15 protein-coding genes and 3 tRNA genes are annotated in these 17,280 nt (G+C 48.8%); 8 read left to right on the forward strand and 10 right to left on the reverse strand.

Going from position 1 to position 17,280, the window contains the following annotated elements; translation table 11 throughout:
- The 5 genes from BM159_RS09065 to BM159_RS09085 all read right to left on the reverse strand — a co-directional run.
- Window positions 1-142: transposase (locus tag BM159_RS09065; protein ID WP_177205989.1), on the reverse strand; the 142-nt coding region annotated here is incomplete at its 3' end.
- Window positions 143-347: 205 nt separating this feature from the next.
- The gene (locus BM159_RS09070; RefSeq protein ID WP_093913930.1) at window positions 348-1,829 is read right to left on the reverse strand and encodes a class I adenylate-forming enzyme family protein; all 1,482 of its coding nucleotides are present in this window, start codon (window positions 1,827-1,829) and stop codon (window positions 348-350) included.
- Between the two features lie 126 nt (window positions 1,830-1,955).
- A complete protein-coding gene (nagA, locus tag BM159_RS09075; RefSeq protein WP_093913931.1) occupies window positions 1,956-3,308 on the reverse strand; it encodes an N-acetylglucosamine-6-phosphate deacetylase in 1,353 nt (450 codons plus the stop codon).
- A 119-nt stretch (window positions 3,309-3,427) separates the two neighbouring features.
- Window positions 3,428-4,447 (reverse strand): M23 family metallopeptidase, encoded by a 1,020-nt coding sequence (locus BM159_RS09080; RefSeq protein ID WP_093913932.1) that lies wholly within the window; start codon window positions 4,445-4,447, stop codon window positions 3,428-3,430.
- A 47-nt stretch (window positions 4,448-4,494) separates the two neighbouring features.
- A complete protein-coding gene (locus tag BM159_RS09085) occupies window positions 4,495-6,093 on the reverse strand; it encodes a putative polysaccharide biosynthesis protein (protein WP_093913933.1) in 1,599 nt (532 codons plus the stop codon).
- A 318-nt stretch (window positions 6,094-6,411) separates the two neighbouring features.
- On the opposite strand from BM159_RS09085, the gene BM159_RS09090 reads away from it, so the two are divergent.
- Both BM159_RS09090 and BM159_RS09095 read left to right on the forward strand, forming a co-directional pair.
- A complete protein-coding gene (locus BM159_RS09090; protein WP_093913934.1) occupies window positions 6,412-6,954 on the forward strand; it encodes an NADH peroxidase in 543 nt (180 codons plus the stop codon).
- Between the two features lie 146 nt (window positions 6,955-7,100).
- Window positions 7,101-7,177 (forward strand) — tRNA-Pro (locus tag BM159_RS09095).
- 138 nt (window positions 7,178-7,315) lie between these two features.
- On the opposite strand, the gene BM159_RS09100 is transcribed toward BM159_RS09095, so the two are convergent.
- The gene (locus tag BM159_RS09100; protein ID WP_218149563.1) at window positions 7,316-7,726 is read right to left on the reverse strand and encodes a C-GCAxxG-C-C family protein; all 411 of its coding nucleotides are present in this window, start codon (window positions 7,724-7,726) and stop codon (window positions 7,316-7,318) included.
- Window positions 7,727-7,814: 88 nt separating this feature from the next.
- Between BM159_RS09100 and BM159_RS09105 the strand changes: the two genes are divergently transcribed.
- A tRNA-Gly gene (locus tag BM159_RS09105) sits at window positions 7,815-7,888 on the forward strand.
- Between the two features lie 70 nt (window positions 7,889-7,958).
- Here BM159_RS09105 and BM159_RS09110 read toward each other — a convergent pair.
- Complete coding sequence (locus tag BM159_RS09110) at window positions 7,959-8,930, reverse strand: glycosyltransferase family 2 protein (protein WP_093913936.1); 972 nt, start codon at window positions 8,928-8,930, stop codon at window positions 7,959-7,961.
- 96 nt (window positions 8,931-9,026) lie between these two features.
- Window positions 9,027-10,586, reverse strand: coding sequence for an ArnT family glycosyltransferase (locus tag BM159_RS09115; protein WP_093913937.1), 1,560 nt, complete (start codon window positions 10,584-10,586; stop codon window positions 9,027-9,029).
- A gap of 189 nt (window positions 10,587-10,775) precedes the next feature.
- Here BM159_RS09115 and BM159_RS09120 point away from each other — a divergent pair.
- Window positions 10,776-10,852, forward strand: a tRNA-Arg gene (locus BM159_RS09120).
- A gap of 300 nt (window positions 10,853-11,152) precedes the next feature.
- Window positions 11,153-11,581, forward strand: a complete 429-nt coding sequence (locus BM159_RS09125) for a PaaI family thioesterase (protein ID WP_093913938.1) — start codon at window positions 11,153-11,155, stop codon at window positions 11,579-11,581.
- Window positions 11,582-11,705: 124 nt separating this feature from the next.
- On the opposite strand, the gene alr is transcribed toward BM159_RS09125, so the two are convergent.
- A complete protein-coding gene (gene alr, locus BM159_RS09130) occupies window positions 11,706-12,827 on the reverse strand; it encodes an alanine racemase (RefSeq protein WP_093913939.1) in 1,122 nt (373 codons plus the stop codon).
- 317 nt (window positions 12,828-13,144) lie between these two features.
- On the opposite strand from alr, the gene BM159_RS09135 reads away from it, so the two are divergent.
- Window positions 13,145-14,050 (forward strand): tRNA 2-thiocytidine biosynthesis TtcA family protein, encoded by a 906-nt coding sequence (locus BM159_RS09135; RefSeq protein ID WP_093913940.1) that lies wholly within the window; start codon window positions 13,145-13,147, stop codon window positions 14,048-14,050.
- A 30-nt stretch (window positions 14,051-14,080) separates the two neighbouring features.
- Window positions 14,081-14,959: a DMT family transporter gene (locus BM159_RS09140; protein WP_177205990.1), complete on the forward strand. Its 879-nt coding sequence runs from the start codon at window positions 14,081-14,083 to the stop codon at window positions 14,957-14,959.
- 57 nt (window positions 14,960-15,016) lie between these two features.
- Here BM159_RS09140 and BM159_RS09145 read toward each other — a convergent pair whose 3' ends face one another.
- Window positions 15,017-16,027, reverse strand: coding sequence for a DUF6765 family protein (locus tag BM159_RS09145; RefSeq protein WP_093913942.1), 1,011 nt, complete (start codon window positions 16,025-16,027; stop codon window positions 15,017-15,019).
- A 264-nt stretch (window positions 16,028-16,291) separates the two neighbouring features.
- Here BM159_RS09145 and BM159_RS09150 point away from each other — a divergent pair, with 264 nt between their 5' ends.
- On the forward strand, window positions 16,292-17,272 hold the full coding sequence (locus tag BM159_RS09150; protein ID WP_093913943.1) for a diaminopimelate dehydrogenase: 981 nt from the start codon (window positions 16,292-16,294) through the stop codon (window positions 17,270-17,272).
- Window positions 17,273-17,280: the final 8 nt, after the last annotated feature.

The following is a 17,280-nucleotide window of genomic DNA, read 5'->3' on the forward strand; positions in this document are numbered from 1 at the left end:
CACCTTTCCATTTGCACAAATCTTTAAGAATCGTTCTGATATCCAAACGCAATTGGTTATAAATGATTTTTCTTCTGTATTTTGGTGTAAATACAATGTGATATTTGCATACCCACTTGGTATGTGCTAAACTATTTGCCATAGGGCAACATCCTTTCTTGTTTTAGTGACGGCTTGAACACTATCATTATACAAGAAGGATGTTGCCCTTTTGCTTAAGCATTAATCCCACCTGCGTAGCAGGTGGTTTTTGAGCCAAATCCCCTTGAGGGATTCGGCTCCCAAGCTAAAGCCATAATAAAAAACAGGGATGTGGCAAAATCTGCTACATCCCTGTTTTTTTATCTTTACTTCCGGTTGATCAGGTTGTTCAGTGCCTGTTCCCGCAACACCTGCTTCAGCACTTTACCCGTATTGTTCCTGGGCAGGTGGTCACAGAAGATAAATTCTTTAGGAACCTTATAAGCTGCTACCTTGGAAAGCAAATATTTACGAATCATACGCTTATCCCTGGCACAACCGTCTTCCGGCACAATGTAGGCACAGATAGCCTGACCACGCAGTTTGTCTGGAATGCCCACGACTGCCGCCTCCCTGATATCGGGATGAGCCGCCAAAACTTCCTCCACCTCACGGGGATACACATTTTCACCACTGCTGATAATCATATCCTTCAACCGGTCTACAATAAATATCCAACCGTCTTCATCCTTGTAACAAAGGTCTTCCGTATGAAGCCAACCGTTCCGCATCGTCCAGGCGGTTTCCTTCGGACGGTTCCAATAACCCAACATCACGTTGGGGCCTTTCACACACAGTTCACCTACCGCCCCAACCGGCACTTCGTTGAAGTTTTCATCCACTATTTTTACTTCCACATTGGGAATCGATGCTCCGATAGATCCCTGCTTGTTCTTATTTATGCGGTTAAAAGTCACAACCGGCGAAGCTTCCGATAAACCGTAACCCTCCATAACATGCCGACCAAACTTCTTTGCGAAAGCATCATACAACACTAACGGCAGTGCTGCGCCACCGCTGACGAACAGTGTAAAGTTCGCCAGATTTTCCGGTTCCGCTCCTTTAACGAACAACTGATACATGGTAGGTACACCGCACATGGTGTTCACACGGTATTTTTTAATCAGGCTCATGGCATCGCCAAACTGATACGTTTCCTGAACCACCAGCGTGGCGCCAATATAAAGGTTGCAGCAAACCGAGCATATCCAGCCGAAGCAATGATACATCGGCAGCACACATAAGGCTACGTCATCCTCCTTCATGGGTGTGAGGGACATAAAGTCCTGCGTGTTGTGAACGATATTCCCCTGGCTCAGCATAGCGCCCTTGGGACGGCCCGTTGTTCCGGACGTGTAGATAATAGCCGCGGGGCTCATTTCATTCATTTCATATTCAACCAGTTCAGCGCCTTCCGGTGCCGCCAGTTCATCAAAGGTAAACTGTTTCAGTTCCTGCTCCCAGCCCAGATCCAACAACGCCTGATTCACATCCAGACGGTTTTTTGTGAGCAGGATTTTCATCCCCGTATCTTTCACAATATAAGCAATCTCCGGCGCAATAAGCTGGAAGTTAAAAGGCACCACGATGCCTCCCGCTTTTACCACAGCAAAATAAGCAGCCACAAAGTCCGGAGAATTTTTACTGAAAAGCCCGACACGGTCTCCCTGCTTAACACCCTGAGCCTGTAAAAACATCGCCCAGTCCTTAACCTTTTTGCGAAAATCGCCATAGGTCATAAATTCGTCTTTAAAAATAAAAGCTGTTTTTTCATCCGGATGCTTTTGAAAAATTTCATTTAATAACATAAACGTACCTCACTTGCCAATTTATTTGCCCTCCCTTACTGTATTCACGTTGCAACATATATTTCATCCGTGTCTTGCGTTACGCAGGGCAAAGCGAAAAACACGCTTCCTATTTTTTTAATTTTACTAAATATCCGGGTTCTTGTAAACCTCCCGGCCATCTACAAAAGTATGTAAAACCGCAAAATCTTCGTTACATATGGTTACGTCAGCCGCCGCGCCGGGACTCAGGCTTCCGATTTTTTCAAACAGCCCCAGTTCCTGGGCCTGATTCTCCGTAACCATGCGGACAACTTCCGGAACCGTCGCGCCAGTATTCTTCCGGAAATTTGCCATGGCACGGTTCAGGGTAACTATACTGCCTGCCAGCGTCCCGTCTGCCAGCCGCGCTTCTCCGTTTTTCACAATAACAGTCTGTCCGCCCAGTTCAGAAATACCGTCAGACAATCCACAGGCGCGCATGGAATCGGTAATCAGTTCAAGCCCTGCCACACCTTTCGTACGATATATGAGCCTCTGCACCGCCGGATGCACGTGCAGATTATCCGCTATCAGTTCACAGGTAACAGCTGAATCAAGGGCAGCGCCCAGCAGGCCGGGGGTTCTGTGATGCAGTCCGGTCATTGCATTGCACAGGTGTGTGACATGGGATGCCCCTTCCATGACCGCCTGCAGCGCCGTATCATAATCCGCTCCGCTGTGACCCAGGGATACAATAATATTATGGGCCTTACATTGCGCGATAAACTCCTTAACCTGCTCCGGATTTCCCAGTGTTTCCGGAGCCAGCACGACGACTTTGATTACATCGGCATAATCTTTTATTTGCATAAAATCCGCCGGCATAATGCTGTCTTCATGTTGAGCCCCTTTATATTTACTGCTGATGAAGGGACCTTCCAGGTACGCGCCCAATACTTTCGCGCCAGGCAGCCGGTACTGCTGCATTTTTTCCGTTTTATTATCAAACGGCTCAGATTCCCCTGCACAAGAACAATCCTTTGGATTATTTCCGGAAGCACTCATGTCTCCCTTCATTTCTTCGCTCGTGTGCTGCCCAGACTGTAGAGACCCGCGTTTTTCCTCACGACGCCGGGTAATCAGTGTCATGTTTTCCCGGACACGTTCCAGCGCCTTATAGATTGTCTGCATATCACAAGTCATGGTTGTGGGCAGGAACGACGTCACCCCGGTCTGTACCAGGAACCGGCTCATGACCGCCAGCGAATCTTCCGTTGCGTCCATTGTATCCGCACCGCCGCAGCCGTGGATATGCAGGTTGATAAAACCCGGCGCAACATAATTGCCGCCTGCATCTGTTATGTCCAGCGGTTTCCCCTTCCAGCTTTGTCCGTCTGCCCACGCAGTGTCCAGCGTTTCACGGGAGACAATTCCAATAATATTTTTATCAAACAAAAGAGCACAGCCGTCTAAAATTTTGTCAGATAATACAATACGCCCATTAACAATTGCATGCATAACGATACGCTCCTGAATGTCGTAATAGTAGAAAAACGTGTATTTTATTATAACACAAAAGGCAACCCTTTTGGGATTGCCTTCGTACGGTTTCGCTATGACCGAAGCCGGTAAAACGTCTATCTAGCTTTCTTCAGCATATATAACGGATCGATATTTTCCCCGTCCACAAACACTTCGAAATGCAGGTGGGGGCCGGTGCTGTAACCGGTACTGCCAACAAAACCGATGATTTCACCTTTACGTACCTGCTGCCCTGCCGTTACGGCAATGCCGCTCATGTGTCCGTACGCGCTTTCATAACCATTGCCATGGCGGATTTTCACATACTGCCCGTAACCGCCGTTCCAGCCGGCCATCTCCACAGTCCCCATAGCCGCAGCATATACCGGTGTGCCGATATCTACAGCGATGTCCAGACCCGGATGCCAGTCGAAACCGCCGTTGATGGGTCCCGTCCTTCCTCCGTAGAGGGAGCTGATAACGCCGCCGTCCGTCGGCCACAGATCCGGCAAAATGGAAAGGCGATTGTTTCGCCCTTCAATAATGGTCAGAAGCTCATGCATGTTTTTCTTCTGCCGGTCAATCTGGGACGTCAGGTTCTTATTCTGGGCCGCTGCCACGTCCATCATGCTTATGTCAGCGCCCGGCCCACCCTTTCCGTTATAAGAAGGATCTGTTGATTTGGCTCCCGGTGTCGCGCCGATGGAATCAAGGCTGCTGGAAAATTCCCTGTCACCGCTGTTCTGAATCACCGCGCGACGCAGTTTGGTTTCCAGCGTATGGATCTCGCTCATATCCCGCAGCATCTTTTCATTATCATCCAGCAGCGACTGGATTTTTGCTTCCTGCTCCGACTTATGATCAAGATATTCCTGATACGCCGCCCTATCAATTTTTGAATGATGATACTGCCAGCCATAAAACCCTGCCGCGCCGGCCATACAGACAAATACAACTGCAAAGATTCCCGCCAGCGTCATCGCTTTCTTACGGGTTACGGAAACAACTTTTTCCTGCCCGCTGCCCCTGGGAATAATCAGCTGAATTACCGGTTCCGTATTCACTTCTTCTAATTTGTTATTCGCTTCCATAATCTCACCAGTATTTTTCAGTTTTGCAACTTTTACATCCAACATTTGCAAAACAGTGTACGCAAAACTTTTGACAATTGTATGTCAGACGATTACTCTTTAAACGCACCCAGCCTCTGCCCGATGCGCAGAATACGGCCCCCCAGATAGGGCAGGCTTTCCAGGTCTTCTTTCGTAAGGCCTCCGATAGCTGTCAATACTACGCCATATACTATGGCAGCAACGGGAATACACAGCAGGAGAACCCAGCCGCCAAGCCCGGATGCCACATACAGGACGCCGAGAATCGCAACGCCCATGACGCCGGCCGAAACCAGCGGCTTCAGGAAAACAGGCAAAGATATTTTATATCCGGTCAGTTTATAAATAAAGTACATATTGATCAGCGCCGCTACACCGAAATCCGCCACGGTAGCTATGGCAGAACCGCGAATCCCCAGCCAGGGGACGGCGGTCAGCGTCCAGTTCAGGCAGACTTTTACCACGCAGGCAGCAATCATATTGAGAACAGGGATGCTGGTACGCCCCATGCCCTGCAGCACCGCCGTGCTGACCTGGTGCATACCCAGCAGCACGATGCCAATACTCATGGCCTGGATAGCCGGCGCAGCGCCGGGAGCATTGTAAATCAGCCCTGCCACCTTTTCCGCCAGACAAAACAGCCCCATAAAGCAGGGAAAGGTCACGATCATGGCAACCCGGAACGCCACACCAGTCTTGTGGCGGATGCTTTCCTGCCAGCCCAGGGCGCGGGCTTCCGAAATGGCAGGCACAAGACTGATGGCCAGCGCCGCCGTAAAAATCGTAGACAAATTCACCAGCGGTACAGCCATACCGGTCAGGTAACCGAACAACTCTGTAGCGTGGCGCACGTCAAACCCGGCCGCTTCCAGCCGCTGGGGCACAATGAGCAGATCCAGGTTAGCCACGATGGGAAGCATCAGGCTGGTAAGCGAAACCGGCAGCGCCAACTTCAGTAGGCGCGAAATAATAGACGAAGACGATTCCTGAACCGCATCCGTGTTTTGCAGGCTCTGCTTTGCTTTCAGGCCTTTTTTCAGCCGCTGATAGAAAAACATCAGCACCAGTAACGCGCAGAACGCGCCGGCGCCCGCCCCCATACTGGCGCCCCCTGCCGCCGCAGCCAGGCCCCGGGGCAGGAAATAGGATGCAAAAAACAGCATGGTTACAACCCGCACCAGCTGTTCCGTAATTTCGGAACAGGCGGTGGGCGTCATAATCTGCCAGCCCTGCAGGTACCCGCGGAAGCTGGCCAGAAATGTTACGAAAAATACCGCCGGCGCCAGGGCAATGATAGAGTAATAGGCCCGGGCGTCCCGGATAAACTGCCAGTCAATCAGTTTCTGCGCGCCGAAGAACAGCGCCAGGGAAAAAACCAGTCCGGTTACAAACAGCAGGCGCAGCGTAACACGGAAAACCCGTTCTGCGCCTTTGAAATCATTTTGGGCAACCTTTTCCGCCGTCACGATGGAAATCGCCACCGGTATGCCTGCCGAGGAAACCGTGATTGCCATCAGGTAAATAGGAAAGCCCATCTGGTACAGACCGATGCCCTCCCCACCCAGCACACGGCTCAACAATATCCAGTTCAGTGCGCCGATGACCTTCACCACGATACTGGATACGGTGAGGATCAGCGTGCCTTTCAGAAAACTGTTATCGCTTTTCATCAGCTTCTCCTTAAAAATGCAAACAAAGATACATGATAATATTATCGTTTTTGACCGTATTTGACAAGCGTTTCATTGCGTTTTTCAAAAATCGTTAATAAATTTGCTTTGGTCATGTACTGCTTTCGATGTATTGGGAACAATACCCCTCTTTCTTCGGCGTAACCACTCTGCAAAATACTCCTTTGGTACAGATTAATTCACAAATTGTTTCGTTGACAGGGATTCCTCCGCAATGCTATACTTTTTTTATGAGGAACGGTAGTATCCGTACCATAGAGATATTTAATGTATTAAAAAGATACGGAGGTAATCATCATGAAAAAATTTGTTTGTTCTGTTTGCGGCTATGTGTATGAAGGGGCCGAACCCCCGGCAAAATGCCCCCAGTGCGGCGCTCCTGCTTCCAAATTTGTAGAGCAGGCCGGCGATATGACCTGGGCTGCTGAACACGTTGTAGGCGTAGCCGCTGACGTTCCCGAAGATATTAAAGCCGACCTGCGCGCCAACTTCAACGGCGAATGCTCCGAAGTAGGCATGTACCTGGCCATGGCCCGCGTAGCATTCCGGGAAGGCTATCCGGAAATCGGTCTGTACTGGGAAAAAGCTGCTTATGAAGAAGCGGAACATGCCGCTAAATTTGCGGAACTGCTGGGCGAAGTTATTACCGACAGCACCAAAAAGAATCTGGAAATGCGCGTAGAAGCCGAAAACGGTGCAACCGCCGGCAAGACTGATCTGGCAAAACGCGCCAAAGCACTGAACCTGGACGCAATCCATGACACCGTTCATGAAATGGCCCGGGACGAAGCCCGTCATGGCAAAGCTTTCAAAGGCTTACTGGAACGTTACTTCAAATAATATTGTCCTTTCGCAAGACCGGTTTTCCTGTTCGGGAAGCCGGTCTTCGTTTTTTCTTGACAACCGTGTTGCGCTCATATATAATAGCTTTACTGTGAAGCAATGAAGAACTGTCCGGCAATACGCAGGCCGGTTCCGAAATACGTCGGGGCGTAGCGCAGTTTGGTAGCGCATCTGCCTTGGGAGCAGAGGGTCGCAGGTTCAAATCCTGCCGCTCCGACCACCTTAATTTAAAAGGAAACAGCCGGTTGCATATGTGAATTGCAATCGGCTGTTTTTTTATGGAATATCTGTTTTGTTGCATAACTATCCACAACAGGACCGGCGTTTCAGCCAGAATTTCTTTTTCAGCGCAGAACACTTACGCCTTTAAGTCCAGCACTTCTTCGGCGATACGGGCCGCGTTCATAATGCAGTCCGGGCAGGGAGTCAGAACTTTTCCTGTATCCAGCCCTTTCAGTTCCCGGCATACTAAAGAATGGCACTGTTCCTGAAATTTGTTTACGATTTCTTCAGCAAGCTTATAGGTTTCCAGTTTACTGTCCGGCGTTTCCAGATTTCCCGTGCTGCGTTTCATGCCTGCCAGCACACAGGCGCCGCTTAACGCGCCACAGGTCGCCAGGGTTCCGCCCATGCCCTTGCCCAGACCTTCCGTCGCCTTAAACATGGTTGCTTCATCCAGCCCTACCAGATCAGCATAGGTACAGGCCACGGACTGCGCACAGTTGTAACCTTTGTCATGGCGTTCAATCGTCTCTTTTACCCTCGTCAAGATAACCCCTCCTCTTTTAATTAAACTTGACAAACCAAAACGTTTCATGTATTATATTTTGTAGATTTTGGTTATCCAAAATTAATATGCGGGTGTAGTTTAGTGGTAAAACTCCAGCCTTCCAAGCTGATGTTGTGGGTTCGATTCCCATCGCCCGCTCCATTTTTTTGTCTGAAAAGACTTTCTGTAACGCAGGATGAAAATCTGGCGGTTCCGACGCAGAAAGTCTTTTTTATTTTTCCTTATTCATGTTGGCGTCTATAAACTCCTGCACCAGATACCGGGGACGGCGCTTCACTTCCAGATAAATCTTCCCCACGTACTCACCGATGATACCGATAGCGAGCAGGATCAGCCCGCCCAGCAACCACAGAGAAATAATCAGACTGGTCCAGCCCGCGATGGTCTGGCCGGTAAAATGCCGGAACAGCGACCAGATCAATACCAGCCCGCTGATTACCGAGATGCCAAGTCCCAAATCCACAATAAATTTGATAGGTTTGGACGACAGGGAAGTAATTCCCTGCCAGGCAAAGGCAAACATCTTTTTCAGCGGATACTTGCTCTCCCCTGCCAGCCGTTCTTTCCGCTTATAATACACGCAATCATGTTTTAACCCGATCATAGGCACAATGCCGCGCAGGAACAGGTTCACTTCCTGATACTCCCCAAACGCAGCCAGCGCATCTTTGTCCATAAGGCGGAAATCAGCATGGTTAAAAATCACGTCTGCTCCCATCATCTTCATGAAGTGATAGAAGCCTTCTGCCGTAAACCGTTTGAAGAAAGTATCTGTCTCCCTGTTATCCCTGACGCCGTACACGATATTATAGCCTTCGTCGTATTTATCTATCATAGCGTCTATGGCATCAATATCGTCCTGCAGGTCCGCATCCATGCTGATGGCTGCGTCACAGTAGGGCTGTACCGTCATAAGACCGGCCAGCACAGCATTCTGATGCCCTTCATTGTGAGCCAGACAGATGCCGGAATAAACCGGGTCCCGTTGACAGAATTCCCGGATAATCGCCCAGGTGCGGTCCCTGCTTCCGTCATTCACAAAACAGATTTTGCTTTGTTTGCTGATCTTCTTCCGCGCAATTAAATCCGAAATTTTATTTTTAAGTTTTTCCGCTGAGTCTGGCAAAACCTCCTGCTCATTATAACAGGGAATCACCATATACAGCACGGTTTCTGAAGCCATTATTGGTTCAACCTCGTGTTTCAGTTAATACTATTTCTGTATTGATTTGCAGGCTAAAACGTCAAAAGTTGTTACAAATTTTTACGAAGCCAGCCGTTAGCGGCTCTTATAAATGCAGATTCCTGCTTTATTTTCCAGCAGTTCCCAATCTTCGCCGCCCATTTTCTCTTTCATCTTAGTGTACATAGATTCACGCATAACAATATATTTGGAACGGTTGTCCTGCTTCACTGCGTCCAGAGACTTTTCACTGTTAGTATCCGCCTCAATACCCGGAATATCCGTGTACAGCATGAAGCCCGGGCGCAGGAACTTATCGATATAAAGCACCCTCGACGCATCTTTTTCTGCTGCCACATAAGTCTGTGCAACTGTTTTCACGCTAAACCGGTCCTGAAGTTGTGGCATCATGACACCAAAAGCCATTACCATGGTTACCAGCCCCGTAACCACATGAAGCCAGGCTGCCGTTTCCACATTGCAGTATTTCTTCAGTGCCAGCAAAATCAGCGCACCCAGCAGAAGAGTAACGACTCCCAAGATCATACCATATGTTGCCACCTCAGGCAGCTGACGTCCGCCCAGGATCCATCCGATTCCCATGAGCAGGTACATAATGAAGGTCCCGGCTACCCATCCGGACTGTAATTTCCCATTGTCGCAGGTCATCCGTTCAATATTCCAGCCGATAATCATAGACAGCGCTGGCAGCAGCACCAACATATAGGAAACCTGTTTTGTTTTGGCGATGGAAAAGAATACGAACACAAAAATCCACCAGACTTGTAGGAACAGCAGCCTGGCACTATCCTTTCCTATGCTTCTGGTAAAAGCATCTTTAACCGATTTCAGCAACATGCCGGTCCAAGGGAACAACCCCAGGATAATGACCGGCAGGTAAAACCACCAGTGCACCCGGTTCGGATGAAGCGGCGCGGCAAACCTGCTGATGTTATGGAAACCGATAAACTCAAAAATAAAGTCCATGCCGTGATTCTGATACATAAATACATACCAGGGCATTCCCACCGCCGCTACCAGTAGCAAGCCCGGGATTACATGCATACGGAACAGGCGCCCCAGATCGCGGGTAATCAGCAGGTACAAAAAGACAATCGCGCCAGGGAACACCACCCCGATAGGCCCCTTTGTCATCACCGCAAGCCCGCAGAACAGATACATCAGCCAGTATTTGTCATGCATGAAGCAAAGAAGCGCGCCTGTCATGAAAAACAACAGTGTCGTATCCGTCACCGAAGCCTTGCCCATGTACATAATCATGACGGTGGTCCCCATAACCAGCCCGGACCAGAAGCCTGCCCTGGCATTAAACTGCCGGGCTGCAGAAAACGTTGTCATCAGAACCGCACCGATGGCCATCAGAGATGCAGGCAGGCGGGCCGCCAATTCGGAAAAACCGCCGAACAGCTTCAATGAACCTACCAGCAGCCAGTAAAAGATGGGCGGCTTATCATACCAGTATTCATTATAAATACGGGGAGAAAGATATTCATTAAAGCGGATCATCTCTTTGGCAGTTTCCGCATAGACCGGCTCATCAGGGTCAAGCAACGCTACCCCGTCGATGCCAAACAAAATATTAAAACCGATGATTACCAATAAAATAATGATTGCCTTACCGGGTAACTGCTTCATTGTAATATCTCCAAATATTTCCAGACATTATTTCATTATAATACGTTAGCATATTTGATTTATTATAACACATGAAACAATGAATAAAAAGAATCAGGCAGACTTCCCGTAATAACTTTTCTTAACATTTTTGTTTGTTACCTTGCATTTAGCAAAAAATGTGATATAATAATTTCTGCAAATCTACATGGTTCAGTAGCTCAGTTGGATAGAGCAACGGCCTTCTAAGCCGTGGGTCGGGGGTTCGAATCCCTCCTGGATCACCACACCAAATCAAGCTCCGGAAGCGACTTCCGGAGCTTTTTGATTTCTTATTTCATAGCGGAAATTTCTGAAAAATATGCCGTTCTTACGTTAGTAGTCTCTTTACCCCTCTTTGCTGTAATTGCCATTGACCTAGCCCTGGATCCAGCCATACTGCTTATTGTAATATTTTACTTCGTACCAGGAATCGCCGTCTGCAATCAAATCCTGACCTGGCAAACGAAGATGTACGCTTGATTTTGTGGTATAATGAAGTCAGATATAAGCAACACTGCGTTGTTCCGGGAAAGGGAGGCTTCAGCATGAACAAAGAAGAATGTCTGCAGTTACTGAAAAAGTTTGAAGGAAGCACCTTTATTAACTATTGCGGGGTAAAACTGGAAGACGCGGACTGCGGCTGGGTGAAGGCCAGTATGCCGGTGAAAAAAGAAATTACGAACCCCTTTGGCTTTATTCATGGCGGCGCGCTGGACACGCTGATCGATTCGGCAGGCGGTATCGTCTGCTGGACCGTGGGCTGCAAGGTCTGCACCCTAAGCCTGTCAACCTCATTTATGAGCAACGTAAAAGTGGGGCATACGGTATTTGCAGAAGCCGGCGTGGTCCGTAAAACCGACCATGTAATATTTACGGAAGTAAAAGTTTACAGCGATGAGGGAGATATGCTGGCAAAAGGAAACGCCACCATGTACATAGTCGGCATGTATGATAAAATACCACCTCAATGGTAAAGGAAAACGTTATCAACAGTTAAACTTAAGATACAAAAACACGGCATTGCCTGCCCGAAGGTAAACGATGTCGTGTTGGATTTTTTATGGAGTAATCGGCCCACAGCGCGTCAGCCTGAACCCGTTAGTCCCGCACGTAGATTCGGGGAATGCGGGGATGCAGCACACAGAACATTTCATAGGAAATCGTGCCGGCAGTCGCCGCCACTTCTTCGGCAGGCAGTTCCGGCCCCCCATAAACGATTACGTCATCACCCACAGCCACGTCCGGAATATCCGTAACGTCCAGCATGATCTGATCCATGCAGACACGGCCCACAATGGGCGCCCGTTTGCCCCGGATCACCATGCAGCCTTTATTTGACAGATGCCGGCTGACACCGTCCGCATAGCCTATGGGAACCGTAGCAATGCGGCTTTCTTTTTGTGTGGTAAAGGTTCGGCCGTAACCGATATCCCGCCCGGCAGGCAGCGTTTTCACAAAGGCTACCTGAGTCTTTAAGGTCATAACCGGACGGTAGTCCCTGTAAGGTTCTTTGATGTCCGCCGGCCGCGAACCATACAGCGTGATACCCAGGCGAACCATATCCAGCTGGTATTGTGGCAGTTCCGCTATGGCTGCGCTGTTGGCAATATGCTTGACAGGAATCTTCAGCCCTGCGGCTTCCAGAGCCTCAATGCCTTTCATAAACTGCTGGTACTGAAAATCCGCATAGCTTTTATCTTCCACATCCGCCGCGGAAAAATGGGAAAAGGCGCCGACCACTTCAATCCCCTGCATTGTTTTCACTTTTTCTGCAAACGCGGCCGCTTCATCAACCCGTATGCCAATCCGGTGCATGCCCGTTTCCAGAGCAATATGGACTTTAGCTTTTTTGCCGCGCCGCAGCCCGGCTTCATTCAAAAGGGCCAGACGTTCTTCATCAAACACTGCGTGGGCGATGTTAAACCGCACGCAAAGATCCGCCATAGACGGACGGACAGGCATAGCCCCCAGCACGAGGATCGGTTTGGTAATCCCCGCTTCCCGCAGTTCCACAGCTTCCTGTACCAGAGCCACCGCAAAATAATCCACGCCGGCCTCGATACAGGCTATGGCCACCGGAATCGCGCCGTGGCCGTATGCGTTGGCCTTCACCACCGCACATAGTTTTGTACCCATGTTCAGATTTTTCTTGGCCACTTTAATATTATTCACGATAGCGTCCAAATTCACTACCGCCCTTGTTCCCCGGTCAGGTTGCATGAGTTTTTCCTCCTGTATTGAAAAAATCTGTAACGTTACGAACGTTTGCATTTTCGCAAAACATCGGCCGGACAGCCATTCTTTTCTGTATTATTTTCCAAATCTTCTCCCCAAAGGGCAAATAACAAACAACAGTAGTATTATAGCATACTTTTTACCGTTGCATGTAACATTTTTTTGGAAAAACAAAAAAAATTAATTATTCTTTGCTTCTTTTCCGTTACAGACGGATATGTGATATAATAAATTATATATTAAGCTTTCGACTTACCAGGTATCATGAATATATAACACAGAACAACGAAAAGGACAACAACATGTGCGACACAAGTAAAAAAGAGCAGCGTCAGGAAAACGCAGATCCGGCTTACGCAGACCGCAACCGCTTGAAACACATCGAAGCTTCCCTGCGGACAAAATACAAACATAAAATTTTTAATAAATTCGTCCAGGCGATCTGCGACTTTGATTTAGTGCGCCCCGATGATAAAATCGCCGTCTGCATTTCCGGCGGCAAAGATTCCATGCTCATGGCAAAGCTGTTCCAGGAACTGAAGCGGAGAAACAAAATTCCCTTTGAAGTGAAGTTCCTTAGCATGAATCCGGGCTATACAGAACGAAACCGGCAGCAAATCGAACATAATGCCGCATTGCTTAACATTCCTATCTTTTTTTTTAATACAAAAGTATTTGATGCGGTTTCTCACGTGGAACAGAACCCTTGCTATCTATGTGCCAAAATGCGCCGTGGCTTTCTGTACCGGTACGCCCAAGAGGCGGGATGCAATAAAATTGCGTTGGGCCATCACTTCAACGATATCATCGAAACAAGTCTCATGAGCATGATCTACGGCGGCGAGATACGCACCATGATGCCCAAGGTGAAAAGCGCCAACTGGACCGGGATGGAACTGATCCGCCCCATGTACTACGTGCGGGAAGACGATATCAAAAACTGGCGTGACGAAAACCATCTGGAGTTTTTACAATGTGCCTGCCGTTTCACCGAACAGATTGCCGATGCCAACCCTGACGATCCCGCCCCCTCCAAACGGCAGGAGATCAAACATCTGATTGCCAGGCTGTCGGCAGAGAACCCGCAGGTTCCCGACAACATCTTCCATGCCATGGAGAATGTAAATCTTTCCGTTGTATTAAAGTATAAATTGAATGGAACTCTTCACAACGTTTTAGATACGTATGATAATGCAAAACAAGATTAACCATTCTATCATTAAAGGATGTTCCCTGACATGAAAAACTCTGCGGCTCTTTCCATAGCAGGCGCCGGAACCCTTTGGGGCCTGATTGGCCTCTTTGTCAACATTTTGGCTGCCAAAGGCTTTGCCCCGTTACAAATCGCTACCCTACGCGTGACCACCGCCATGCTGCTTACCGCCCTGATCATCTGGCGTACGGACATACGCCAGTTTTTTATCCGCCCCAAAGACTGGTGGATGTTTTTTGGCAACGGTGTGATCGGCCTGGTCTTTTTCAACTGGTGCTACTTCAACGCCATCGCCGGCGGCAGCCTGGCTATCGCCGCTTTGCTGCTGTATACGGCGCCGGTATTTGTGATGCTGATGTCCGTGTTCCTGTTCCACGAAAAACTGACAAAAGAAAAAATTGTTGCCCTGATTATCACCTTTATCGGCTGCGGCTGTATCACCGGTGCCTTTGCAGGCAACCTTTCTGTCAGCAGGGAAACCTTTCTGTACGGTTTGGCCAGTGGTTTCGGCTATGCGTTGTACAGCATTTTTGGCAAGCCCGCCACAAAAAAATATTCTGCCCTCACGGTCAGCCTCTGGTGTTTTATCTTTGCCACTGCCTTTACCCTGCCCCTTTCCGGCCTGGCCGCTAAAACCCCTTTGTTCAGCGATGCGGTGGTATGGGGTGGTATCCTGGGTATCGGACTGGTCAGCTGTGTATTTCCCAACATATTATATATGTGGGGCCTGCAGCAACTGGAAGCCGGCCACGCCGCCATCCTGGCAACCATTGAACCGGTAGTGGCCGCCATCGTCAGCTATCTCTTTTTAGGAGAATCCTTTACGTGGCAAAAAGTACTCGGCATTATTTTAATTCTTTCAGCAGTACCTATACTGAACCGGGAAGCAGGAAAACAAAAATAACAAAGCGTGCAGGGTTTAGCAAAACCTTACACGCTTTCTTTTTAATTGTTTCTAATTTCAATACCCTTTGTACTTTTTCCCCAACCGGTCAATCCCGCTACCTTCCAATTGCTGTTTTACCCAGAAGAAATGGTCGTTAACCTCATCATAGAACTGCTTCCGCCAGTTCATATCATTTAAGATCAGGCCAATACTGTACTCCACATTCCGGTCTCCGTCATCGAAATCCTTAAAACCAAAGTAGTTTTCCCGAATTCGGTCGATCCAGAACCCGTAACGACGGTCAATATTTTCCGACTGGAAACCCTTGAAACATTCTGACAGTTTATCCCGCTGTTCCATGGTCAGCCCCGTTTCCGGCACACCGCTGACGTGCTGCAGTATCGCGTACAACTCTTCCGAAGCGTCCAGAAACTCATCCCAGTTTTTGCGTCCGCCGGTAAAGCGTTCCCCGCTCTTCCACCACAGGTACGGCATATCCGGACAGTGCACTGCCGCCGCATGTCCCAGAGGCATCACAAGGTCCAGCACTTTACTGAGGAAGGTAGAGTCCAGCATTTCGTCCAACATCTTTTCCACCATACTTCCCTGTGTGGAAAACAGAAGGTCCTTCACCTGGTTCACCGCATTGTTGATACCCGCAAACTCCTGATGGGCCCAAGTATCTGCCAGTACATGCATCCCCACGCCCAAACGGAACACATAATTGGAATTATCCAGTTTGGTATCGTATAATCTGTATTTCAACCGTTTGGCCATTACACTGTGCTTTTTGCAGACCAGCTTCTCAGCTTCAGTCTCCCCCTGTAATCCCGGCAGAAAATGGAAAGGAATCCAGATATCTTCGTTACCCTTTCCGGAAATATTGCCCCATACGTTCTGGCAGGAATAACGAACCTGTATGCCGCGGGCAATATTTTTTTTCTCTTCTGCATCAGAAAAGGGCGTCGTGTCGAAATTGTCATCCACGAGTTGGGAACTGGCTGCAATGGTCCGGGCATTAAAGCTGCCAAAATCTGCCCAGCGTGATAGTACATACACTGTCCCAAAATGATAATCCAGATCCATAACTCACACCCCTTTCTCAAGAAAATACTTGCCAATTGTATTCTAATTAGTAATTATATCACAGACACACTTTTTTGGTAAAATTTTTATAAAAATGTTCACAAAATCGCCTAAATTTGATACATTATTATTAGAACCAAACGGTTGCCTGCCCGCAATAGCACAAATGCTCTGAGTGCTTATTTCCAAACGGAGACCCTTGTGAAAACTGCGGGCAGGAGACAATGGCTTTGAATACATATACAGAGGGGAGCTATTCTTATTATGACAAAAAAAATCCGAATCGGTATCTGTGGTTACGGTAATCTGGGCCACGGCGTGGAATTGGCAGTCAACCGGGCAGAAGACATGGAACTGGTGGGCATATTCTCCCGCCGCGATCTTCCCGGCACAGCAAGCGGTGTTCCCGCCATCAACCTGAAACATGTGCTGGAATATAAGGACAAAATCGACGTGATGATCCTGTGCGGCGGCTCTGCCACGGACCTGATCGACCAGGGACCGGAACTGGCGCAGCACTTTGTCACGGTCGACAGTTTCGATACCCATCCCCGTATTCCGGAGCATTTCGCAAACATGGATGCGATAACGAAAGCAAATAACACTGCCGCCATCATCTCCGTAGGCTGGGATCCGGGCCTGTTCTCCCTTATGCGGGTACTGGGCGACAGCGTGCTGCCGGAAGGAAAGAGTTATACCTTCTGGGGCAAGGGCGTAAGCCAGGGCCACTCCGATGCCATCCGCAGGATCCCCGGCGTAAAGAACGGCAAACAATACACCATTCCCAAGGAAGAGTATCTGGAAGCCGTCCGCAGTGGTAAAGGCACGGATGCCCCCGGCAATGAGATGCATCTGCGGGAATGCTTTGTGGTGCCGGAAGAAGGCGCCGATCTGCAGGCTATCGAAACGGCCATCAAGACCATGCCCAACTACTTCGTCGGCTACGAAACCACCGTTCATTTTATTTCCGAAGACGAATTCGCGAAAAACCACAGTGGCATTCCTCACGGCGGTTTTGTATTCCGCAACGGGAAGACAGATGATACCACCAGCCATGTTATGGAATTCTCCCTGAAGCTGGACAGCAACCCGCAATTCACCTCCAGCGTGCTGACAGCCTTTGCCAGAGCCATGTACCGACTTCACTTCGAGCAGGGCAAAAGCGGTGCCTTTACCGTATTGGATATCCCCTTTGCGTTGCTTTCCCCTAAAGCACCGGCTGATTTGCGTAAATTTATGCTGTAATTCGCAGA

The sequence above is a fragment of the Succiniclasticum ruminis DSM 9236 genome (genome assembly GCF_900112895.1).
GTDB lineage: Bacteria > Bacillota > Negativicutes > Acidaminococcales > Acidaminococcaceae > Succiniclasticum > Succiniclasticum ruminis.

What these genes read in the sequence shown, in the direction of transcription:
- BM159_RS09150 (WP_093913943.1), top strand. Translation starts at nt 16,292, where the DNA reads ATGACAAAAAAAATCCGAATCGGTATCTGTGGTTACGGTAATCTGGGC.
- BM159_RS09135 (WP_093913940.1), top strand. Translation starts at nt 13,145, where the DNA reads ATGTGCGACACAAGTAAAAAAGAGCAGCGTCAGGAAAACGCAGATCCG.
- BM159_RS09070 (WP_093913930.1), bottom strand. Translation starts at nt 1,829, where the DNA reads ATGTTATTAAATGAAATTTTTCAAAAGCATCCGGATGAAAAAACAGCT.
- BM159_RS09140 (WP_177205990.1), top strand. Translation starts at nt 14,081, where the DNA reads ATGAAAAACTCTGCGGCTCTTTCCATAGCAGGCGCCGGAACCCTTTGG.
- BM159_RS09110 (WP_093913936.1), bottom strand. Translation starts at nt 8,930, where the DNA reads ATGGCTTCAGAAACCGTGCTGTATATGGTGATTCCCTGTTATAATGAG.
- BM159_RS09125 (WP_093913938.1), top strand. Translation starts at nt 11,153, where the DNA reads ATGAACAAAGAAGAATGTCTGCAGTTACTGAAAAAGTTTGAAGGAAGC.
- BM159_RS09080 (WP_093913932.1), bottom strand. Translation starts at nt 4,447, where the DNA reads ATGTTGGATGTAAAAGTTGCAAAACTGAAAAATACTGGTGAGATTATG.
- alr (WP_093913939.1), bottom strand. Translation starts at nt 12,827, where the DNA reads ATGCAACCTGACCGGGGAACAAGGGCGGTAGTGAATTTGGACGCTATC.
- nagA (WP_093913931.1), bottom strand. Translation starts at nt 3,308, where the DNA reads ATGCATGCAATTGTTAATGGGCGTATTGTATTATCTGACAAAATTTTA.
- BM159_RS09090 (WP_093913934.1), top strand. Translation starts at nt 6,412, where the DNA reads ATGAAAAAATTTGTTTGTTCTGTTTGCGGCTATGTGTATGAAGGGGCC.
- BM159_RS09145 (WP_093913942.1), bottom strand. Translation starts at nt 16,027, where the DNA reads ATGGATCTGGATTATCATTTTGGGACAGTGTATGTACTATCACGCTGG.
- BM159_RS09115 (WP_093913937.1), bottom strand. Translation starts at nt 10,586, where the DNA reads ATGAAGCAGTTACCCGGTAAGGCAATCATTATTTTATTGGTAATCATC.
- BM159_RS09085 (WP_093913933.1), bottom strand. Translation starts at nt 6,093, where the DNA reads ATGAAAAGCGATAACAGTTTTCTGAAAGGCACGCTGATCCTCACCGTA.